The sequence below is a fragment of the Roseovarius sp. genome (genome assembly GCF_030373445.1).
GTDB lineage: Bacteria > Pseudomonadota > Alphaproteobacteria > Rhodobacterales > Rhodobacteraceae > Roseovarius.
In genome coordinates this window covers 48,980-68,407 of the sequence record NZ_JAUCYU010000016.1, presented here as the reverse complement: position 1 = coordinate 68,407, position 19,428 = coordinate 48,980, and the positions used below count along the sequence as shown (strand labels likewise).

The 19,428-nt window shown below is 66.6% G+C and carries 21 protein-coding genes and 1 pseudogene; 11 read left to right on the top strand and 11 right to left on the bottom strand.

Annotated features, from left to right (window positions below; all coding sequences use genetic code 11):
* Positions 1–25 precede the first annotated feature (25 nt).
* Complete coding sequence (locus tag QUV18_RS22585; protein ID WP_300896422.1) at positions 26–535, top strand: L,D-transpeptidase family protein; 510 nt, start codon at positions 26–28, stop codon at positions 533–535.
* A gap of 9 nt (positions 536–544) precedes the next feature.
* Here QUV18_RS22585 and QUV18_RS22580 read toward each other — a convergent pair whose 3' ends face one another.
* Positions 545–934: a hypothetical protein gene (locus QUV18_RS22580; RefSeq protein ID WP_300896421.1), complete on the bottom strand. Its 390-nt coding sequence runs from the start codon at positions 932–934 to the stop codon at positions 545–547.
* Positions 935–1,011: 77 nt separating this feature from the next.
* Positions 1,012–1,662, bottom strand: coding sequence for a YggS family pyridoxal phosphate-dependent enzyme (locus tag QUV18_RS22575; protein WP_300896420.1), 651 nt, complete (start codon positions 1,660–1,662; stop codon positions 1,012–1,014).
* 165 nt (positions 1,663–1,827) lie between these two features.
* Between QUV18_RS22575 and QUV18_RS22570 the strand changes: the two genes are divergently transcribed.
* On the top strand, positions 1,828–2,310 hold the full coding sequence (locus QUV18_RS22570; protein WP_300896419.1) for a DUF3576 domain-containing protein: 483 nt from the start codon (positions 1,828–1,830) through the stop codon (positions 2,308–2,310).
* 17 nt (positions 2,311–2,327) lie between these two features.
* Here the strand turns inward: QUV18_RS22570 and QUV18_RS22565 are convergent, their stop codons facing one another.
* Positions 2,328–3,587, bottom strand: a complete 1,260-nt coding sequence (locus QUV18_RS22565; protein WP_300896418.1) for a glycosyltransferase family 4 protein — start codon at positions 3,585–3,587, stop codon at positions 2,328–2,330.
* A 149-nt stretch (positions 3,588–3,736) separates the two neighbouring features.
* On the opposite strand from QUV18_RS22565, the gene leuS reads away from it, so the two are divergent.
* The 3 genes from leuS to holA are packed head-to-tail and all read left to right on the top strand — an operon-like array spanning position 3,737 to position 7,798.
* Positions 3,737–6,301 carry a leucine--tRNA ligase gene (gene leuS / locus QUV18_RS22560; protein ID WP_300896417.1) on the top strand — a complete coding sequence of 855 codons (2,565 nt, stop codon included), beginning with the start codon at positions 3,737–3,739 and terminating at the stop codon, positions 6,299–6,301.
* Complete coding sequence (gene lptE / locus QUV18_RS22555) at positions 6,288–6,776, top strand: LPS assembly lipoprotein LptE (protein ID WP_300896416.1); 489 nt, start codon at positions 6,288–6,290, stop codon at positions 6,774–6,776. The genes leuS and lptE overlap by 14 nt, the downstream gene beginning before the upstream one ends.
* On the top strand, positions 6,773–7,798 hold the full coding sequence (holA, locus tag QUV18_RS22550) for a DNA polymerase III subunit delta (RefSeq protein WP_300896415.1): 1,026 nt from the start codon (positions 6,773–6,775) through the stop codon (positions 7,796–7,798). Before lptE ends, holA begins: the two co-directional genes overlap by 4 nt.
* Here holA and QUV18_RS22545 read toward each other — a convergent pair.
* Together QUV18_RS22545 and QUV18_RS22540 are read right to left on the bottom strand one after the other, a co-directional pair.
* On the bottom strand, positions 7,795–8,991 hold the full coding sequence (locus tag QUV18_RS22545) for an MFS transporter (RefSeq protein ID WP_300896414.1): 1,197 nt from the start codon (positions 8,989–8,991) through the stop codon (positions 7,795–7,797). The two genes, holA and QUV18_RS22545, sit on opposite strands and share 4 nt — an antisense overlap.
* A gap of 16 nt (positions 8,992–9,007) precedes the next feature.
* Positions 9,008–9,436 carry a GFA family protein gene (locus QUV18_RS22540; protein WP_300896413.1) on the bottom strand — a complete coding sequence of 143 codons (429 nt, stop codon included), beginning with the start codon at positions 9,434–9,436 and terminating at the stop codon, positions 9,008–9,010.
* A 145-nt stretch (positions 9,437–9,581) separates the two neighbouring features.
* On the opposite strand from QUV18_RS22540, the gene QUV18_RS22535 reads away from it, so the two are divergent.
* Positions 9,582–10,169: a glutathione S-transferase family protein gene (locus tag QUV18_RS22535; protein WP_300896412.1), complete on the top strand. Its 588-nt coding sequence runs from the start codon at positions 9,582–9,584 to the stop codon at positions 10,167–10,169.
* Between the two features lie 71 nt (positions 10,170–10,240).
* Positions 10,241–10,534, top strand: coding sequence for an HNH endonuclease (locus tag QUV18_RS22530; RefSeq protein WP_300896411.1), 294 nt, complete (start codon positions 10,241–10,243; stop codon positions 10,532–10,534).
* Here the strand turns inward: QUV18_RS22530 and QUV18_RS22525 are convergent.
* Positions 10,531–11,451, bottom strand: coding sequence for a LysR family transcriptional regulator (locus tag QUV18_RS22525; RefSeq protein ID WP_300896410.1), 921 nt, complete (start codon positions 11,449–11,451; stop codon positions 10,531–10,533). The genes QUV18_RS22530 and QUV18_RS22525 overlap by 4 nt on opposite strands.
* A 107-nt stretch (positions 11,452–11,558) precedes the next feature.
* Here QUV18_RS22525 and QUV18_RS22520 point away from each other — a divergent pair, with 107 nt between their 5' ends.
* Positions 11,559–12,794, top strand: coding sequence for a urate hydroxylase PuuD (locus tag QUV18_RS22520; protein ID WP_300896409.1), 1,236 nt, complete (start codon positions 11,559–11,561; stop codon positions 12,792–12,794).
* Between the two features lie 253 nt (positions 12,795–13,047).
* On the opposite strand, the gene arsC is transcribed toward QUV18_RS22520, so the two are convergent.
* From arsC to QUV18_RS22500, 4 genes and pseudogenes are all read right to left on the bottom strand, one after another.
* The gene (arsC, locus tag QUV18_RS22515) at positions 13,048–13,389 is read right to left on the bottom strand and encodes an arsenate reductase (glutaredoxin) (protein WP_300896408.1); all 342 of its coding nucleotides are present in this window, start codon (positions 13,387–13,389) and stop codon (positions 13,048–13,050) included.
* Positions 13,386–14,444 carry a quinone-dependent dihydroorotate dehydrogenase gene (locus QUV18_RS22510; protein WP_300896407.1) on the bottom strand — a complete coding sequence of 353 codons (1,059 nt, stop codon included), beginning with the start codon at positions 14,442–14,444 and terminating at the stop codon, positions 13,386–13,388. Before QUV18_RS22510 ends, arsC begins: the two co-directional genes overlap by 4 nt.
* The gene (locus QUV18_RS22505) at positions 14,441–14,893 is read right to left on the bottom strand and encodes a DUF1330 domain-containing protein (protein WP_300896476.1); all 453 of its coding nucleotides are present in this window, start codon (positions 14,891–14,893) and stop codon (positions 14,441–14,443) included. Before QUV18_RS22505 ends, QUV18_RS22510 begins: the two co-directional genes overlap by 4 nt.
* Before the next feature lie 84 nt (positions 14,894–14,977).
* Positions 14,978–15,202 (bottom strand): annotated as a pseudogene (locus QUV18_RS22500) (DUF952 domain-containing protein); the annotation flags it as partial.
* Between the two features lie 105 nt (positions 15,203–15,307).
* Here QUV18_RS22500 and QUV18_RS22495 point away from each other — a divergent pair.
* Both QUV18_RS22495 and QUV18_RS22490 read left to right on the top strand, forming a co-directional pair.
* Positions 15,308–16,870 carry a bifunctional metallophosphatase/5'-nucleotidase gene (locus tag QUV18_RS22495; protein ID WP_300896406.1) on the top strand — a complete coding sequence of 521 codons (1,563 nt, stop codon included), beginning with the start codon at positions 15,308–15,310 and terminating at the stop codon, positions 16,868–16,870.
* Positions 16,871–17,007: 137 nt separating this feature from the next.
* On the top strand, positions 17,008–17,292 hold the full coding sequence (locus tag QUV18_RS22490) for a barstar family protein (protein WP_300896405.1): 285 nt from the start codon (positions 17,008–17,010) through the stop codon (positions 17,290–17,292).
* A 211-nt stretch (positions 17,293–17,503) separates the two neighbouring features.
* Here QUV18_RS22490 and QUV18_RS22485 read toward each other — a convergent pair whose 3' ends face one another.
* A complete protein-coding gene (locus QUV18_RS22485; protein WP_300896404.1) occupies positions 17,504–18,058 on the bottom strand; it encodes a flavodoxin family protein in 555 nt (184 codons plus the stop codon).
* A 119-nt stretch (positions 18,059–18,177) separates the two neighbouring features.
* Here QUV18_RS22485 and QUV18_RS22480 point away from each other — a divergent pair, with 119 nt between their 5' ends.
* A complete protein-coding gene (locus QUV18_RS22480) occupies positions 18,178–19,371 on the top strand; it encodes a class I SAM-dependent methyltransferase (RefSeq protein WP_300896403.1) in 1,194 nt (397 codons plus the stop codon).
* Positions 19,372–19,428: the final 57 nt, after the last annotated feature.

Genomic DNA, 19,428 nt, shown 5'->3' with positions numbered 1-19,428 from the left:
GCGCCGGTTGCGGCATGACATCAGCATGACGCCCGATGACCTTGTCCTCACCCCGCTTGGCCTGCGGTTCCGCGGCCGCCGCTACCCCTGCACGATCGGGCGTGGCGGGTTGAGCGGTGACAAGCGCGAAGGCGACGGGGCGACCCCGGTTGGCGAGCACCTGATCGTGGGCATGCTCTACCGTCCCGACCGGATGGCCCGGCCTGCCGCGTGGGCAAAACCGATCCGGCCCGGAGATCTCTGGTCGGACGCGCCGGACGACCCCGAGTACAACCACCTGGTCAGCCGCCCCTATGCCGCCTCCCACGAGGTGATGCGCCGGGGCGATCCGCTATACGACCTCGTGCTGGTGACCGACTGGAACTGGCCCGACGCGGTACCCGGGCGCGGCTCCTGCATCTTCCTGCACCGCTGGCGTCGGCCTGGCTACCCGACAGCCGGCTGCGTCGCGTTCCGGCCGGAACACCTGCAGGAAATCGCAGGCCGCGTGCGGCCGGGCGCGCGGCTGATCGTGCGCCCGGGGTCGTTTCGATAGTCGCTCCGTCTATTCCGGAAATTTCCGGCTCGCGGCGGCCGTTCCCAGAACCGTGTTGCCTTTACGCGCCGTGGCCGTCCATTGGTAGGTATGGACCCGGCCGGGCGGGCAGGGGCTTTTGTACTTGAAGATACCCGCCGGCACCGTCCCGTTCCCGGCCATCCGGACCTTGCCGCCGCCGTGGTTGTATTGCGGGTAGTCGAGGTCCTTCATCCGGAACTCCACCGTTTCGGTTCCGGCCGGAAGGCCGCGCACGACGAAAGCCGGGTTTCCGATGGTCTTGGCCCGACCGTTGTTGCAAGCCGGCGTGTTGCCCCATTGGAAGCTTATGGTGAATTCGGCGGCGGCGGCGGTGGCCGACAACCCCAGAACGGCAACGGAAAGTAACAAGCTGCGCACGAATGTGTCTCCTGAAAATCAAGCAGTGAGGCACATTACGCCGAATCCCGACAAGCCCATACGGCTAAATCGCGCTGTCAGCCTGTCCGTTCGCCAAAGATGGCACTGCCCACGCGCACATGCGTGGCGCCGAAGGAAATCGCCTTCTCGAAATCCCCGCTCATGCCCATCGATAACCCTGTCAGGCCGTTACGCTCTGCGATCCTGGCAAGCAGGGCGAAGTGCAGGCTGGCCTCCTCATCCACCGGGGGAATGCACATCAGGCCCTGAACCGGCAGATCGAGCGCCCGGCATTCCGCTATGAACCCGTCCGCGCCGCCCGGAAGTATCCCGGCCTTCTGCTCCTCCTCGCCGGTATTCACCTGGATGAACAGGTCGGGGCAGTGTCCCTCCTCCTGGGCCAGCCGGGCGAGCGTCTTGGCCAGCTTTGGGCGGTCCACGGAATGGATCGCCTGGAACAGCTCGAGCGCCTGACGTGCCTTGTTGGTCTGCAACGGCCCCACGAGATGCAGGTCGATCCCGTCGAACCGCTCGCGGAATTCCGGCCACTTGCCGGCGGCCTCCTGAACCCGGTTCTCGCCGAAACAGCGGTGGCCCTCTTCCAGCACGGCGGCGACCCGATCGTTCGGCTGTTTCTTGGAAATCGCCACCAGCCGAACGCTTCCTGACGCGCGGCCGGCCTCGTGTTCCGCGTCGGCGATCCGGGCTTTGATGGTCTCGAGGGTCACGGGCGGTTCCTTCCCTTGTAGCGTCGCTCACAGGTCTGCCACAGGGCGTTCGACTGCACAATCTCTGCCGCACTCGCGCAAGGGTTTGGTGACACTGGGGTAAACTCCTTGCCCCGGTCCCTGTCGTTGGATAGTAGAGGGGGGAAACAGTGACGGGCGACTAAGATGATCCACCTCCGTTTGAGAACAGCGATCCTCGTGCTTCTGTGTGCCGGGCTGGTCGCATCGTGCAGCGCGTTCGGTAACACCAAGCTGCGCGAAAGCGCCTATGAAATCGAGTCGGGCCCCGATGCCGGCAGTGCGGTCGACGACGGGTCGAGCCTGCTCGATATCTTCCGCGACGGCGGCGCGAAGGTGAAGGTGAACCGTTACCTGTGGAACGCGGCCCTTCAGACGCTCGACTTCCTGCCCGTCCAGAGTGCCGACCCGTTCACCGGCGTCATCACGACCGGCTATGGCCGCCCGCCGGGTGGCGGACGCGCCTATCGCGCGACAATCCTGATCAGCGATCCCGCATTGGACGCCCGCTCGCTCAACGTTGCCCTGCAAACGCAAAGCGGCCCGGTCAGCGCCGGCACCCAGCGCGCGGTGGAGGATGCGATTCTCGCCCGCGCACGTCAGCTTCGGGTCCAGGCCGGGAAATACTGACCGACAGGTTTTGAGCTTCAGTCGCGCGGCGGCCCGGGTGGGGCGCTGCGCATGACGCTATCGACCCAAGTGAGTTGCCCCGGCAGGCAGGTCTTGTGCAGGTCATACTCGTCGATCATCAGGCGCCGCGCGGCTTGCCCCAGGGCGCGGCGTTGCTCCTCGTCCTCGAGCAGCTCGCAAACCCGCCCGACCAGCCCTTCCTGGTCGAAGAAATCCACCAGCCGCCCGCTCTCGCCATCGCGAATCACCTCGCGCACGGGCTCCGTGCCGCTGGCCACGATGGCTGCCCCGCAGCTCATCGCCTCCATCAGGCTCCAGCTCAACACGAAGGGATAGGTCAGGTATACATGCACCCGACTGACCTGCAGCAGTTGCACGAACTGGCTGTAGGGGATGCGCCCGAGGAAATGCACGCGTTGCCAGTCTTTCGCCGGGATGCGCCCCCGCACCTCGTCGATGAAGATTTGCTTCCACGTCTTTCCCTTTGGCGGCTGGGCGCCATAGCTCACCTCGTCGCCGCCGACGATCAGCACGGTGGCGTTCGGCCGTTCCTTCAAGAGCCGCGGCAGGGCACGCATGAAGACGTGGTAGCCGCGATAGGGCTCGAGGTTGCGGTTGACGAAGGTGATCACCTCGTCATCGCGGGTGACGTCCAGGTCGCCGATCTGGAGCCGCACGCTCGGGTTCGGGCGAGCCGCGTCTGTGTCGATCCCGTCATGGCAGACGGTGATGCGGTCGCGGAACTCTGGCGGGAAGGTATCGGCCTGGAACCGCGTCGGGCTGATCCCGGCGCTCGCGGCGGGAAAATGCAGGTGGTTGTTGATGTTCTTCATCCGGATGCGCAGCGGCTGCAGCTCGGCATCTCCGGTCTCGAACTCGGGGTCGAAGGCCAGGTGCGGAAAGCCCGACCGGTGGTAGAGTTCGCAGTAAAGCCCGATCCGTGCCCCGGGCCAGACATCGTGCAGGAACATCGCCTCGCCCCAGCCCGGATGGGCGAGGATCAGGTCGGGCACGAAGCCGTTGTCGCGCAGCTTGCGGGCCGCAAGGAAACAGGCCTGCCCGCGCGTGACCTTGCTGTCGAGGTCCAGCAGCCACGGGTGCACCTTCTGCCCGCCCCGGTCCGGCAGGGCATAGGGTAACACCTTGACCCCCTTCCACGTGATCGGCTCCTTCACACGCAAGGTAAGCGACACGCATTGATGCCCCTTCGACGCCAGCAGCGGGGCAAGGTGCTTGTACTGGCCCGGAAAATTCTGGTGAATGAAAAGGATCTTCATCGCAATCGCGGCCCGCTCGACTTTTTCCCCTTATAGGCCCGCACCTTCCCGGTGCAAAGTCGCGCATTTTTCACCTGTCCGCACTGGACCCTCGCGCGCTCTGCGCCTATCACCCCAGAGGATCAGACAGTTGCAAGGACGGGCAGGCCATGTCGCGCTATTCCGCCGCCGAAATCGAAGCCAAGTGGCAAGAGGCCTGGGACAAGGCCGGGGTGTTCCGCGCCGAGCGGTCGCAGGACAAGCCCAAGTACTACGTGCTCGAGATGTTCCCCTACCCCTCGGGCCGCATCCACATGGGTCACGTGCGCAACTACACGATGGGCGATGTGATTGCCCGGCACAGGTTGGCGACCGGCCATAACGTGCTGCACCCGATGGGCTGGGACGCCTTCGGCATGCCGGCCGAGAACGCCGCGATGGCCTCGGGTGGCCACCCGAAAGACTGGACCTATGGCAACATCGCCGACATGCGCGGCCAGATGAAACCGCTGGGCCTGTCGATCGACTGGAGCCGCGAATTTGCCACCTGCGACCCGGAATATTACGGCCAGCAACAGGCGCTGTTCCTCGATTTCCTCGAGAAGGGCCTCGTCTACCGCAAGAACGCCGTGGTCAACTGGGATCCGGTGGATATGACCGTGCTTGCCAACGAACAGGTGATCGACGGCAAGGGCTGGCGGTCCGGCGCCGAGGTCGAGCGGCGCGAGCTCACCCAGTGGTTCTTCAAGATCTCCGACTTCTCGGAAGAGCTGCTCGAGGCGTTGGGCGGGCTCGACAACTGGCCCGCCAAGGTGCGGCTGATGCAGGAGAACTGGATCGGCAAGTCGCGCGGGCTTCAGTTCAGTTTCGAGCGCACCGATGGCGGCGAGATCGAGGTCTACACCACCCGGCCCGACACGCTGCTTGGCGCGTCCTTCATCGGCATTTCGCCCGATCATCCGCTGGCGAAGGAGTTGGCGGAGAGCAACCCCGACGTGGCTGCCTTCCGTGCAGAGTGTTCCAAGGGCGGCACCACGGAAGAGGCACTTGAGAAGGCCGAAAAGCTGGGCTTCGACACCGGTCTGACCGTGAAGCACCCGCTCGACCCCAACTGGGAGCTGCCCATCTGGATCGCCAACTTCATCCTGATGGATTACGGCACCGGCGCCATCTTCGGCTGTCCGGCCCATGACCAGCGCGACCTCGATTTCTGCCGCAAGTACGACCTGCCGGTGATCGACACCTTCTTCGCGATGGACGACCAGACGCCGGTCGCGACCGAGGCTTTCGTGCCGCCCAAGACCGACAAGGTGAAGTGGGTGAACCACTTCGCGGGCATCGACGTGGCCACCGGGCAGGAAGCGATCGACGCCACCATCGACTATGCCGAGAAGCAGGGTTGGGGCACCGGCGTCACCAAGTACCGCCTCCGCGACTGGGGGCTTTCCCGCCAGCGCTACTGGGGCTGCCCGATCCCCGTGGTGCATTGCGAGAGCTGCGGCGTGGTGCCGGAGAAGAAGGAGAACCTCCCCGTCGAGTTGCCCTATGACGAGGACGGCAAGCCCATCGACTTCGCCACCCCCGGCAACCCGCTTGACCGTCATCCGACATGGCGCGACTGTGCCTGCCCGAAATGCGGCGCCCCGGCCAAGCGCGAGACCGACACGATGGACACGTTCGTCGACAGCTCGTGGTACTTCGCCCGCTTCACCGCGCCCCGCGCCGAGACGCCGACCAACTTGGTCGAGGCCGAGTACTGGATGAATGTCGACCAGTATATCGGCGGGATTGAGCACGCGATCCTGCACCTGCTCTATTCCCGCTTCTTCGCTCGCGCGATGCATATCTGCGGCCACCTGCCCGAGAAGGCGATCGAGCCGTTCGATGCGCTCTTCACCCAAGGGATGGTGACCCACGCGATCTACCAGACGAAAGATGACAAGGGCCGCGCGGTCTATCACTTCCCCGAAGACGTGGAAGAAGGCGAAGGCGGCATGCGTCTCAAGGCGACGGGCGAGGCGGTGGAGATCGTTCCTTCCGCCAAGATGTCGAAATCGAAGAAGAACGTGGTCGACCCGGTCAACATCATCCGCGAGTTCGGCGCCGATACCGCGCGATGGTTCGTCCTCTCCGACAGCCCGCCCGAGCGGGATGTCGAATGGACGGCAGCGGGCGCCGAGGCGGCGTTCAAGCACCTGTCCCGCGTGCACCGGATCGTCACCGAGATCGCCGCCAGCGACGCGCCGGCCAATGCCGAGGCCGACACTGCCCTGCTGCGCGAGATGCACAAGACCATCCACGACGTGACCGGCGGGGTCGAAAGCTTCGGCTTCAACGCCGCCATCGCCAAGCTCTACGCCTTCACCAACACGCTGGCCCGCGCGCAGGCCGGTGCCGGGGCCAAGCGCGAGGCGGCGGTGACGCTGGTGCAGCTCATGTCGCCGATGACGCCGCATTTGTCCGAGGACCTCTGGTCAACGCTTGGGCAGGACGGGCTTGTCGCCACCGCCAAATGGCCCGTGGCCGACCCCGCGATGCTCGTCGATGACACCATCACGATGCCGATCCAGATCAACGGCAAGCGCCGGGCCGAGATCGAGGTGCCCAAGGACATGGACAAGGCAGAGGTTGAAAAAGCCGCGCTGTCGAACGATGCTGTGATCAGGTCGCTGGATGGGGCCCAGCCCAAGAAGGTTATCGTCGTCCCCGGTCGGATCGTGAATGTCGTCGTTTAACCGCCGTCTCTTCCTGTTGTCGGGTGCCGCCCTGGCCGGCTGCGGCTTCACGCCCGCCTATGGCCCCGGCGGCGCGGCGGCCAAGCTGCAGAACGCGGTGCTGGTGGACGAACCCGACAGCAGGCCCGGCTATCTTCTGACCCGCCGCTTCGAGGAGCGGCTGGGCCGGGCGGAACCGGGGCGCTACGCCCTGTCCTACTCGATCCTGATCACCGAGAACGCCATCGCGATCTCGTCGAACAACGTCATCACCCGGTACAACATGCTGGGCAAGGTGACCTTTGCCCTGCGCGATATCGACACCGACCGCGTGCTGACCAGCGGCAAGGCCGACAGCTTCACCAGCTATTCCGCCTCGGGCACCACCGTCGCCACGCAAGCCGCGAAACGCGATGCCGAGGCGCGGCTGATGACCATCCTGACCGACATGATCATCACCCGGCTGACGGCCGAGGCCGCCACCCTTCCGGCATGAAACTCTCCTCGCGCGACGCGCCCGGCTATTTCGCCCGGCCCGAGCCGAATCGGGCAGGGCTGCTGATCTACGGCACGGACGCGATGCGCGTGGCCATGCGGCGGCAGGAGGTGATCAAGGCGCTGATCGGCCCGCAGGGTGAGGAGGAGATGCGCCTGACCCGGATGAACGGGGCCGAGCTGCGGAAAGATCCCGCGATGCTGCTCGACGCGGTAAAGGCGCAGGGCTTCTTTCCGGGGCCTCGGGTGGCTTTCGTCGAGGATGCGAATGACACCGTCGCGGGGCCGGTGACGGATGCCCTGACCGAGTGGCGCGAAGGGGATGCACAGGTGGTGGTGACCGCCGGGCAGCTCAAGGCCACGTCGAAGCTGCGCAAGCTTTTCGAGGGGCACAAGAATGCCTTTGCCGCCGCCATCTACGACGACCCGCCTTCGCGCGCCGAGATCGAGGAGGTGCTGAAGAAGGCCGGGCTGAAGGATATCGGTTCCGACGCGATGCGCGACCTCACCGCCTTGTCGCGAGAGCTCGACCCCGGCGATTTCCGTCAGACGGTCGAGAAGCTGTCGCTCTATAAGCTGGACGACGACCAGCCCGTCGGTTCCGGAGATGTCGCCGCCTGCGCGCCCTCGTCGACCGAGGCCGAAATGGACGACGTTCTGCATATCGTGGCCGAGGCCCGGCCCGGAGAGATCGGCCCGGTGATGAAGCGCCTGCGGGCACAGGGGGTTCAGCCGGTTGGGCTCTGCATGGCCGCCTCCCGCCATTTCCGCACGCTCTACGCCGCCGCCTCCGACCCGAACGGGCCGGCGCAGGGCATCGCCCGCGTGCGACCGCCGGTCTTCGGCCCCCGCCGCGACCGGATGCAGCGGCAGGCCCAGGCCTGGGGCGCGGCGAAGCTGGAGGAGGCGGTGACGCTGCTGACCGACACCGACCTGCGGCTCCGCTCGGCCGGGCAGACGGCCCCGGACATGGCGCTGGTGGAACGGACGCTAATCCGGCTGGCGATGATGGTACGGCGCTAGGCGGGCTCCACCCGCACGCGCCTGGCCGCCAGCACCAGCCCCACCAAAACCACCACCCCCACCAGCACCGACCAGCCCAGCACCGTCTGGATACCGGCGTGATCCATCTCCTCCGTGCCTGTCATCGTGCGGGAGACGAGGTAGAGCGTGGCGGCGAAAACGAGCCTTCCGCAGAAGCTTTGCAGGGACAGGTAGGTGGCCCGCCCGCCGTTGGTCAGGAGTGTCTGGACGCGGGCGAGGAGGAAGGGGCGGGAGAGGGAATCGGGCACCATGCGCAGGAAAAGGAAGGCGATGACGATGAGTGAGTCGCTGAGGGCCAGCACGCCGCAGAGGGCGATCTGCATGGCGAAGGCCACGAGCAGGATGGCGGGCAGGCCGAGGTATGATCTGAGGCGCGGGGCGAAGAGGGAGGCCGCGACCGAGATCACCATCATCGCGGAGGTGACACCGCCGCTGACCACCGGCGCCTCGGCCGCGAGGCCCGCCTTGGCGAGCGCGTCGAGGATGAAGGGCTGGCCGAAGACGAAGGGCAGGTGGCTGAAGCCGTACATCGCCACGCTGAGGACGAAGAGCCATGCCAGCACCGGCTGGCGGAGGGCGGCGCGCAAGGTGCCCAGTTGCGAGAGGGGGGTGGCCTCGTCGATCTCCTGTGGCGGTTCGCGGAAAGCGAGCGCAAGGGCCAGAACGACCAGTCCGGCGGCCGTGCTCGCCCAGAAGGGGGCGGTGATGTCGACCACGTAGAGCAGGCCACCGGTGACGGCCGAAAGCGCCAGCGCCGTGAAAGAGAAGCGCCAGGCAGCGAGCTCGTGATGCTCGACCTCGGTCTGGCGCCCGGTCGCGGCGAGGGATTCGTAGAGGAAAGCGCTGTCGGTGCCCGAGGAAAACGCCTTCGACGCGCCGATCAGGACCTGTGCCGCGCAGAACAGGACAAAGCTGTCGCCCGTGGCCAGCAGGGCCGCCCCGCCCACGCCGGTCAGCCCCGCCGCGATCAGCGTCGGACGGCGGCCCAGCCTGTCGGACATCCATCCCGACGGCACCTCGAGCGCCGTAGTCGCCACGTTGAAGATCGCGTAGAGCAGCACCGCCTCGGCCGCCGAGAGGGTGCCCTGGAAATACAGGAACCAGACCGCCTGCCAGAAGAGCAGGCCCTGGAAGAACTGGAACCACCGGTAGAGACGGATGTTCCGCGTCATCGACGCGGGCAAACTGTCAGCCCCCGGCTTCGAACTGGGCGATCAACTCGGCGCCGGTCAGCTTTTTCGTGTCGCCGGCGAAGGCATAGCCCTCGGGTTTCTCGTCGATGAAGGACTCCTCGGTCAGGGTGACGCCGGAGGGGTCGTCGAGCGTGCCGAAACAGACGAACATGTCGCCCTGGTGGGGGCCCGGGGCGGTGAGGCGGTAGAAGAGGTTGGCGCCGCAGGTCTTGCAGAAGGCGCGCTCGGCCCAGTCGGAGGAGGGGTAGAGGGCTATGTTCTCCTCGCCGCCGAAGGTGGCCTTGCCGGCGGGCACGGACAGCGCGAGGTAGACCCCGCCCGACCATTTGCGGCACATGCTGCAATGGCAGGCGCCGGTTTCCGTCGGGGCTTCGGCAAACTCGATGGTGACGGCGCCGCAAAGGCAGGATCCGGTGCAGGTCATGGTGAGGTCCTTCGATCTGGTGGGGTCGCGGTCATCCTATCCGATGCCCCCTGAAAGATCCTGTCAGGAATGGCCGGGCGGGATTGTCTTCGGCGCGACGCCGGGGCAGGGTGGCGCGTGGCGACCGCAAAGGGAGGGGCGTTCCATGTACAAGGTGATCGGCAGCCGCGCCTCGCGCGGGCTTCGGGTGCTGTGGATGCTGGAGGAGCTGGGCCAGCCCTACGAGCATGTCCCGGCCAAGCCCCGCAGCGAAGAGGCGCTGGCCGCGAACCCCTCGGGCAAGATCCCGGCGCTGGAGGTCGACGGCGAGACGATCACCGATTCTGTGGCGATCATGACCTACCTGGCCGACCGGCACGGGGCGCTGACCTATGGCGCCGGCACACTGGAGCGGGCACGGCAGGATGCGCTGACGCTGATGATTCTCGACGAGGTGGAGGCGCTGATCTGGATGGCGGCGCGGCACAGTTTCGTGCTGCCTGAGGAGCGGCGGATGCCGGAGGTTAAGAAATCGTTAAAGTGGGAGTACGAACAGGTTCTCCCGCGGCTGGAGGCGGCCCTGACCGGCCCATTCCTGACGGGCGAGATGATGACCATCCCCGACATGCTGCTGGCCCATTGCCTGAGCTGGGCCGAGCGGGCGGGTTTTGCCGAGGCGCCGGCGAAGCTGGCCGACCTGCGCGCCCGGATGGAGGCGCGGGATGCCTTCCAGCGGGTGCTGGCGATGCCGTGAGCGTGAGCGGCCTGTTCCGCCATTCGGTCGCCCGCTTGCCCGCCTGTCTGACAGCCACAGGTTAACGGGGTATGGATGACCCGATCTGCCCGCTCTGCGGCCGGCCTATCCCGCCCGATGCCAAACAGAGCCTGCATCATCTCGTGCCCAGGCTGAAAGGCGGCAAGGGCGGGCCGGTCGTGCTGTTGCACCAGATTTGCCACAACGAGATCCACGCGACGCTGACCGAGGCGGAGCTGGCAAGGGAGTATGCCAGCATCGACGCGCTGAAGGCGCATCCGCGGCTGGCGAAGTTCATCCGGTGGGTGGCCAAGCGCCCGCCGGGGTTTCATTCCAAGACGCCCGGGGCACGGCGCAAGCGCTAGGCGGTTGCGGGCGTTTCGGCAAGTGCCGCCGTGATCCGCTGGGCCATGAAGTCGATCAGCAGGCGCGTCTTGGGGTCCTGGTGGCGGCGGTGGGCGTAGAGGCAGCCGAGTTGTACCGGCACCGGCGGGCAGTCTTCCAGCACCGGGAGAAGGCGGCCCGCGGCGAGGTGATCGGCCACCTCAAACCGGGGTTTGAGGATGATGCCGTGGCCCTCGAGCGCCCAGCTTGTCAGCACGTCGCCATCGTCGGATTCGAACGGCCCCTTGACCGAGTAGCGCTCGACCCCGTCGGGGGTTTCCAGCGGCCACTGGAATTCCTGCGCGCCGGGATAGCGGAGGTTGAGGCAGTCATGCGCGCCCGAGGTCAGGTCGGTCGGGCGTTTCGGATGGCCCTTGCTTTCGAGGTAGGCGGGCGCGGCGCAGAGGATGCGGGGACAGTCAGCAATCTTGCGCATCTTGAGGGTGGAGTCGCGCGGCAGGCCGAGGAAGAAGGCCACATCGAGCCCTTCGCCCGCAAGGTCGACCGCCCGGTCCGACAGGCGCAGGCGGATGTTGATGAGGGGGTAGGCTTCCTTGAACGCGGGAACGTGCGGCGCGATCAGGCGGCGGCCGATGCCCAGCGGCGCGGCGATGAACAGCGTGCCGCGCGGCGTGCGGGTGACGGATGTGATCTCGGCCTCGGCATCCTCGACCGCCTCGAGGATCTTGCAGGCGCCGGGGTAGAACAGGCGGCCTTGTTCGGTGGGGTTCAGCTGCCGCGTGGTGCGCTGGAACAGGCGGACGCCAAGGTGTTCCTCCAGTTGTGAAATCCGGGCCGAGGCGACGGCTGCCGAGATCCGCTGATCACGGGCGGCGGCGGACATGTTGCCCAGTTCGTAGACACGCACGAAAGTCCGGATATTGTCGAGATAGGCCATGGCAGGGTGATCTTCAGGTTCTGTTTGAAACTGATCTGTTTTTTCATTCAATAGAGAAGAATATGCAGGCGCGCTAGGGTGGTGCCGTCTGAAGGAGTTTTCGGCCAATGTACGAACTGACGATCATCTGGGACTGGCTTGGCTTCGCCATCCGCTGGCTGCATGTCATCACGGCGATGGCGTGGATCGGGTCTTCGTTCTACTTCATCGCGCTGGACCTTGGCCTGCGGAAGGCGCCGGATTTGCCGGAGGGCGCGCATGGCGAGGAATGGCAGGTGCATGGCGGCGGGTTCTACCATATCCGCAAGTACCTCGTGGCGCCGGAGCGGATGCCGGAGCACCTGACATGGTTCAAGTGGGAGAGCTATTCGACGTGGCTTTCCGGCGCCGCGCTGCTGGCGGTGGTCTACTGGGCCGGGGCGGAGTTGTACCTGATCGACCGGACGAAGGCGGATCTGGCCGTCTGGCAGGGGATCGCGATTTCGGCGGCCTCCCTGGGCGTTGGCTGGCTGGTCTATGACCGGCTGTGCAAGTCGCCGCTGGGAGAGCGGCCGACGCTGTTGATGGTGCTCTTGTTCGGGCTGCTGGTGGCAATGGGGTGGGGCTATACGCAGGTCTTTACCGGCCGGGCGATGATGCTGCACCTCGGCGCCTTCACGGCGACGATCATGACGGCGAACGTGTTCCTGATCATCATCCCGAACCAGAAGGTGGTGGTGGCGGACCTGAAGGCGGGCCGGGTGCCGGATGCCAAGTACGGGAAGATCGCGAAGTTGCGGTCGACGCATAACAACTACCTGACTTTGCCGGTTATTTTCCTGATGTTGAGCAATCATTACCCGCTGGCCTTTGCGACCGAGTGGAACTGGGTCATTGCGGCGCTGGTGTTCCTGATGGGGGTGACGATCCGGCACTGGTTCAATTCGCACCATGCGGGGACGGGCAACCCGCATTGGACATGGGCGGTGACGGTGCTGTTGTTCCTGGCGATCATGTGGCTGTCGACGGCGCCGCTGCGGCAGGGGGATATCGAGGCGGCGGAGGCAAGGGAAATGTCAGCGTCTGAAAGGGTTTACGCCGAGGCCGAGGGGTTCGAGGAGGCCCGCGATATCGTGCTGGGGCGGTGTTCGATGTGCCATGCGCGGGAGCCTGTGTGGCAAGGCGTCAGGCGGGCGCCGAAGAACGTTTTATTGGAGACGGAGGCCGAGATTGCCGCCCATGCGACGCCGATTTTCCTGCAGGCCGGGGCGAGCCATGCGATGCCGCCGGGGAACGTGACGTGGATGGAAGAGGACGAGCGGCGGGCGATCGTGGCGTGGTACCGGGGAGCGAACGGGGGGTAATTCCGGGCTGAAAATCGACGTCGGTATAACGTCGGTATTTTGTCGGTATTGCGTCGGTGCGGGTATCGGTTGGCCGGGGTTGGTCAACGGCGTTCGCAGGAGAGAGTCAGGGTGTGGTGGGTTGGCACCCACCCTACGGCAGATCGAGCGGTTTCGTATTGAAAATCGAGGGCCCGAACCGTTGTTTCGGCGACGCGAGGTCCCGGCTCGGGGCCGGGACGGGTAGGGTGGGTGCGAACCCACCTCGTGAGTCTCAGAGGATGTCGAGGGCCTTTTCCGGGGGGCGGGCGATGACGGCTTTCTCGCCGGAGAAGATGACGGGGCGTTCGATGAGTTTCGGGGCCTCGGCCATGGCCTTGAGCAGGGTCTCGTCGGGGTCGGATTTGGAGAGGCCCATCTCCTTGAAGACGGCCTCGCCCGTGCGGATCATGTCGATGGCAGGGAGGGCGAGTTTCGACTGGGCGTCCTGCAGTTCGGCCAGCGTGGGCGGCTCGTCGAGGTAGCGGCGGATGGTGATGTCGGCGCCGCGCTCTTCGAGCAGGGCGAGGGCCTGGCGCGATTTCGAACAGCGCGGGTTGTGCCAGATGGTTGTCATAGCCAGTCCTTCGTTTTTGTGCCGGTGGCGTCGGCGACGTGGGTGAAGCCGTCCTGTTCGAGCAGGCGGTCGAGGCCGCGGGCGATGTTTTGGACCAGCGAGAGGCCGTCGTAGACCATGGCGGAGTAGAGTTGCACTGCACTCGCGCCGGCGCGGATCTTGGCGTAGGCGTCTTCGGCGGAGCTTATGCCGCCGACCCCGATGAGGGGGATGTCGCCATTGGTGAGCTGGGCGAGTTTCGCCAGCACGCGGGTGGATTTGTCGAAGAGGGGGCGGCCGGAGAGGCCGCCGGTTTCGCCCTTCGCGGGGCTTGTCAGGCCCTCGCGGGAGAGGGTGGTGTTGGTGGCGATGATGGCGCTGAGGCCTGATTGGCGGGCGACGTCGGCAATCTCGGAGAGTTCTGCGTCGGTCAGGTCAGGGGCGATCTTGAGGAAGATCGGGATGGGGGTTGGCAGGGTGTCGCGGGCGGCCATCACCCCGGCGAGGAGGGAGGCCAGCGCCTCGGCGCCTTGCAGGTCGCGCAGCTTCTCGGTGTTGGGGCTGGAGACGTTGACGGTGGCGAAATCGAGATGGGGGCCGCAATGGGCCAGCACGCGGGCGAAATCCTCGGCGCGGTCGGCACTGTCCTTGTTGGCGCCGAGGTTGAGGCCGATGACGGCATCGCGGGGGCGGTTGGCGAGGCGGTGGCCGACTGCTTCCATGCCATCGTTGTTGAAGCCGAAGCGGTTGATGACGGCGCGGTCTTCGGTGAGGCGGAAGAGGCGGGGGCGGGGGTTGCCCGGCTGGGGGCGCGGGGTGACGGCGCCAGCCTCGAGGAAGCCGAACCCGGCACGGGAGAGGGGGCTGAGGGCGGTGGCGTTCTTGTCGTAGCCCGCGGCGAGGCCGATGGGGTTGGGGAGGTGGAGGCCTGCGAGCTGGGTGCGCAGGCGGGGGGAGGTGACGAGGCCGGGGAGGGGCACGGCGCCGAGGCGCAGGGCCTGCAGGCTGAGCCCGTGGGCGGCTTCCGGGTCGAACCGGTGGAGGAATGAGAGGCCCGCGCGCTCGAACAGGTTCATCCGAAGGCCCCGCCTGTCTCGGTGGGTTTGCAGCGGATGAGGCGGGAAGTGCGCACGGCGGCCTGCCGGTGGATCACGGCGTCGCGGTAGGCGGGGTCGGTGACCATTTCGAGGAAGGCGTGGGCCGTGGGGTAGCGGGCGATGAAGGCGTGATCCCACGCTTCCGTGGTGGGGCCGATGAGCATCGTCTGCATCTCGCCCCGCCAGAGGATCGAGGCGCCGAGGCGCTGGATGATGGGGGCGGTTTCGGCGCCGTAGCGGCGGTAGGCCTCGGCGCCGGTGAGGCCTGCGTTTGCGAGGTCGTGGCCCTCGGGGTAGGCGGCGTGGTCGCGCAGGGCCACGAGGTTGAGCATCTCGATCGGGTGGTCGCGGTCGAGATCCTTGAAGAGCTGGAACTGCGGGCGTGTCGGGTCGACATGGCCGGCGAGGTCCTCGGGGAAGACGTGCACGCCACCCGCCAGCGGTAGCGGCTCGACCCGGGCGATATCCGCAAGGTGCAGCTCGCGGTAGAGATGCGGGAAGAGGGCGCCGCCGCGGGAGGGTTCCCATTTCAGGGCATCGCCCAGATCGTCGGCTTCGACCGAAACGAGGACGAGGTCATCGGCATCGGCAAAGTGCTTGGCGGCGGTCTCGGCGGCCTGCTGCGGCGTGGAGAAGTGGATGTACCCGTCGGAGAGGTCGATGGGGGCGCCGGCGGTTTTGCCGTCGCGGCGCAAGACCTGCCATTCGGCGGTGCGGAAAATCTTGAGGATCAGCATGGGGCCGGTGATGCCCCGCCGTCATGCGACGGTCAAGCGGGAAGGCTTTGACGGATGGCGAAAGGGCGGGCAAACTCGGGGACATACCAACAGGAGATTGAAACCATGCTGACCCGTCTTGCCCTTGCGGGCGTTTTCGCAGCAGCCGCCGGGATGGCGCAGGCCGATTACGTGCTGACCATCCTGCACACCAACGATTTCCACGCCCGGTTCGAGCCGATCAACAAATACGATTCGACCTGCGGCGAAGAGGACAACCAGGCCGGCGAATGTTTCGGCGGTTCGGCACGGCTGGCCACGGCGATTGCCGAGTTGAAGGCGGAGGCGGTCAACCCGATCCTTGTCGACGGGGGTGACCAGTTCCAGGGCACGCTGTTCTACACCTATTACAAGGGCCAGTTGGCGGCCGAGATGATGAACCGGCTGGGCTATGACGCGATGACGGTGGGCAACCACGAGTTCGACGACGGGCCGGAGGTGCTGCGCGGGTTCATGAACGCGGTGAAGTTCCCGGTGCTGATGTCGAACGCGGATGTGAGCGGGGAGCCCCTGCTGGCCGACGTGCTGATGAAATCGACGGTGATCGAGCGGGAGGGCGAGAAGCTGGGGCTGATCGGCCTGACGCCGCAGGACACGGACGAGCTGGCGAGCCCGGGGCCGAACATCATCTTCACGCCGCCGGCGGATGCCGTTCAGGCGGAGGTCGACAAGCTGGAGGAGCAGGGGGTCAACAAGATCATCGTGCTCAGCCATTCGGGCTATCGGGTCGATTTGCAGGTGGCCGAGGCCACCACGGGCGTCGACGTGATCGTGGGCGGGCATTCGAACACGTTTTTGGCGAATGACGATGCCTCGGCCGCGGGGCCTTACCCGACGATGGTCGGCGATACGGCGGTGGTGCAGGCCTATGCCTATGGCAAGTACCTGGGCGAGCTGGTGGTGACCTTCGACGACGCGGGCAAGGTTGTCGAGGCGAGCGGTGGTCCGCGGCTGATGGATGCGGGCGTGACCGAGGACGAGGGCGTGAAGGCGCGGATCACCGAGGCCGCGCAGCCGCTCGAGGAGATCCGGAACGAGGTGGTGGCCGAGGCGGCCGCGCCGATCGGGGGCGACCGGGTGAACTGTCGGACCGGGGAGTGCGAAATGGGCAACCTGGTGGCCGACGCGATGCTCGACCGGGTGAAGGGGCAGGGGATCGAGGTGGCCTTCATGAATGGCGGGGGTGTACGGGCCAGCATCGACGCCGGTCCGATCACCATGGGCGAGGTGCTGACGGTGCTGCCGTTCCAGAACACGCTGTCGACCTTCCGGGTGACGGGCTCTGTGCTGAAGGAGGCGCTGGAGAACGGGGTGAGCCAGTTCGAGGAGGGGGCCGGGCGGTTCCCGCAGGTGGCGGGGATGAGCTTTGCCGTGGATCCGACCAAGCCGGTGGGCGAGCGGATCTCCGACGTGATGGTGGGCGGCGCGGCGCTTGACCCGGAGAAGCTCTACGGTGTGGCGTCGAACAACTATATCCGCAATGGCGGGGACGGCTATGCGATGTTCGTCGACGCGCAGGACGCCTATGATTTCGGGCCGGACGTGGCGAACGTGACGGCGGAGTACCTGGCGAAGGTGGGGCCTTACACGGCCTATACGGACGGGCGGATCAAGGTGGGGATGGAGTAGGAGGCTTGCGGCGTTTCCTGGGGGCCAGCCCCCAGACCCCCGGGATACTTGCGGCCAGAAGAAGCAGGGGCTGTGCCTTGCCGTGGCGGGGTGCGCCTTGCGATGATGATTGGGTTGCCATGTGCCGGAGTGAGCGCGTGAAGAAGATACCAATCGACGTTTCCGGGTGCCGGAATGAAGGAGACTTCTATGACCTGCAGTTGTCCGGGCTGAAGGCTCCGGGTTGGCATGGGCGAAACCTGGATGCGCTGTGGGACAGTATCACGAGTGATATCAACGGGGTTTCGCCGCCCTTTCTTGTCGAGGTGACGGGGCACCGACAGGCTTCGGAAGAGGTTGCCTTGCTGGTTTCGCGCGTTCGGTCGGTTTTCGAGGAGGCGCGGGAGGGTCGGCGCGTGGATGTGGGATTCAGGCTGGTCTGACGGCCTGCGCCTATCGCGTGGCTGATGACTTGAGCGGGAACGGTTCCCCAGGTTTGGACGAGAGCATCGGCCACTGAAGAACGCGATTGCGGGAAGCCGTCGCCGCGTTTGAGGCTATGTGGTCAGGTGCGTGACATCGGGGGTCAGCCCCCAAGCCCACGGGAGTATCTTTACCAAAAGAAGCAGGGGGCGGGTGGCTTGTGCCGGGCCGTCAGCCGTCGCGCCAGCGCAGGGTGGCTGCGGCGATGCGGGCGCCGAAGTGGCGGGCGGTTTCGAGGTCGTGCGCGTCGACCATCTGCGTCTTGTCGCGGGAGGAGGTGGCCATCAGGCCGAGGTAGCTGCCCGGGGCGTTGAGGCCGGGTTTGTCGGGGTGGACCGGGGCGCCGATCTCGGCCTGGCCGACCCAGATCATGCCCATCTGCGCCGCGTAGACCGCGAGGCGGATGAGCGTGGAGAGCTTGTCGCCCGAGGGGTAGGTGGCCACCGTCAGGCCGCCCGCGATCTTGTCGCGCCAGGGGAGGTCGGGCCAGCGGTCTGCGGCGTCTTCGAGGAAGCGGTCGAAGCCCGCGGCGGTGGAGCCCATGTAGGTGGGCGACGCGAAGAGGATGGCGTGGGCGTGTCGGAGGGTCTGCCAGTCGGCCTCGGTGATCTGTTCGACGTCGATGAGGGTGGCGCCGCCCGCGCCGTCGGCCACCGCTTCGGCCAGCACGCGGGTGTGGCCGTTGCCGGTGAAATAGGGGATGGCGATCAGGGGCGCGTCTGTCATGGCACGCAGGCTGCGCCGGAACGGGGGCGGGTGCAAGCGCGGGCTTTGCACACTTGTCTTTGCATCCCCGCACGAAACCGGCCTATCCTTCGGCGGGCATTGGATAATCCGGGGGCGGCATGAGCAAGGTCAGGGAGCAGTACGAGGCGTTTCCCTATCCGGAGAGGGACCCGGAGGAGGAGCGCAAGCGGCTGATCACCGGGTCGCCCTCGCTGCCGCAGGAGATCGACCATTTCGTCTTTGGCGGGCAGCGGGTTTGGTCCGAGCCGCTCAGGGTGCTGGTGGCCGGGGGCGGGACGGGTGACGGGCTGATCCAGCTGACGGCATTGCTGACGCAGTACGGCAAGCTCTTTGAGGCGGTCTATGTGGACCTGTCGGAGGCCTCGCGCCGGGTGGCGGAGGCACGGGCCGAAGTGCGGGGGTTGAAGAACATCCGCTTCGTCACCGGGAGCCTGCTGGACGCCGCGGAGTACGGCGAATTCGATTACATCGATTGTTGCGGGGTGCTGCATCACCTGCCGGAGCCCGAGGCCGGGTTCGAGGCGCTGCGGGGCGCACTGGCGCCCGGGGGCGGGATGGGCTTCATGGTCTATGCGCCCTATGGCCGGTCGGGGGTCTACACGTTGCAGGCGGCGTTCGGGACGCTTTATGGCGACCTGCCGCCGGGGGAGCGGATCGCGAAGGCGAGAGAGGTGTATGAGCGGCTGCCGGAGGGGCATCCGTTCAAGGCGAACCGGAACGTCAACGATCACAAGAGCGGGGATGCGGGGTTCTACGACCTGCTGCTGCATACGCAGGACCGGGCCTATGACGTGCCCGCGCTGCTGGACGTGCTGGAGCGGACGGGGTGGGCGTTGAGCGGGTTCACCGTGCCGGCTTTGTATGATCCGAGCCGGTTGGCCGAGGTGCCGGAGGGCTTGAGCGCGCCGGAGCGGATGGCGCTTGCCGAGCAGTTGCTGGGCACGATCCGGACGCATACGGGCTATGCCGTGCCGAAGGCCGAGGCGCGCGGGCCGGCGAGCGGCCGGAACCGCACCCTCGTGCCGCAGATCAAGGGCGTGCAGGCGGCGCAGCTGGCGCGGGCCGTGGCGCAGGGGCAGAAAGTGACGCTGGGCTCGGACGGGCTGAGCGAGGCGCTGGTGCTGCCGAAGGAGGCCGCGCCGCTGATCGGGGCCGTGGACGGGCGGCGGAGCCTGTCCGAGATCGCCGCCGCCTGCCGGGCCGATCCGATCGGGTTCGGAGCGCTGTGGGGAAAGGTCGAGGCGAAGCTTGGGCCCTGGGGCATGCTGCTTTATTCCTCGGTGCTGCGATAGGCGGGTGCGGTCACGCGCTCGTGCGGGGACGTTGATTGATAGGGCCGGGGGTGGGCC

Bases quoted from the DNA above. Each gene is read 5' to 3' on its own strand.
- QUV18_RS22565 (WP_300896418.1), bottom strand. From the start codon at position 3,587: ATGAAGATCCTTTTCATTCACCAGAATTTTCCGGGCCAGTACAAGCAC.
- QUV18_RS22535 (WP_300896412.1), top strand. From the start codon at position 9,582: ATGTACAAGGTGATCGGCAGCCGCGCCTCGCGCGGGCTTCGGGTGCTG.
- arsC (WP_300896408.1), bottom strand. From the start codon at position 13,389: ATGACAACCATCTGGCACAACCCGCGCTGTTCGAAATCGCGCCAGGCC.
- lptE (WP_300896416.1), top strand. From the start codon at position 6,288: ATGTCGTCGTTTAACCGCCGTCTCTTCCTGTTGTCGGGTGCCGCCCTG.
- leuS (WP_300896417.1), top strand. From the start codon at position 3,737: ATGTCGCGCTATTCCGCCGCCGAAATCGAAGCCAAGTGGCAAGAGGCC.
- QUV18_RS22530 (WP_300896411.1), top strand. From the start codon at position 10,241: ATGGATGACCCGATCTGCCCGCTCTGCGGCCGGCCTATCCCGCCCGAT.
- QUV18_RS22545 (WP_300896414.1), bottom strand. From the start codon at position 8,991: ATGACGCGGAACATCCGTCTCTACCGGTGGTTCCAGTTCTTCCAGGGC.
- QUV18_RS22525 (WP_300896410.1), bottom strand. From the start codon at position 11,451: ATGGCCTATCTCGACAATATCCGGACTTTCGTGCGTGTCTACGAACTG.
- QUV18_RS22520 (WP_300896409.1), top strand. From the start codon at position 11,559: ATGTACGAACTGACGATCATCTGGGACTGGCTTGGCTTCGCCATCCGC.
- QUV18_RS22570 (WP_300896419.1), top strand. From the start codon at position 1,828: ATGATCCACCTCCGTTTGAGAACAGCGATCCTCGTGCTTCTGTGTGCC.
- QUV18_RS22480 (WP_300896403.1), top strand. From the start codon at position 18,178: ATGAGCAAGGTCAGGGAGCAGTACGAGGCGTTTCCCTATCCGGAGAGG.
- holA (WP_300896415.1), top strand. From the start codon at position 6,773: ATGAAACTCTCCTCGCGCGACGCGCCCGGCTATTTCGCCCGGCCCGAG.
- QUV18_RS22495 (WP_300896406.1), top strand. From the start codon at position 15,308: ATGCTGACCCGTCTTGCCCTTGCGGGCGTTTTCGCAGCAGCCGCCGGG.
- QUV18_RS22510 (WP_300896407.1), bottom strand. From the start codon at position 14,444: ATGAACCTGTTCGAGCGCGCGGGCCTCTCATTCCTCCACCGGTTCGAC.
- QUV18_RS22485 (WP_300896404.1), bottom strand. From the start codon at position 18,058: ATGACAGACGCGCCCCTGATCGCCATCCCCTATTTCACCGGCAACGGC.
- QUV18_RS22585 (WP_300896422.1), top strand. From the start codon at position 26: ATGACGCCCGATGACCTTGTCCTCACCCCGCTTGGCCTGCGGTTCCGC.
- QUV18_RS22540 (WP_300896413.1), bottom strand. From the start codon at position 9,436: ATGACCTGCACCGGATCCTGCCTTTGCGGCGCCGTCACCATCGAGTTT.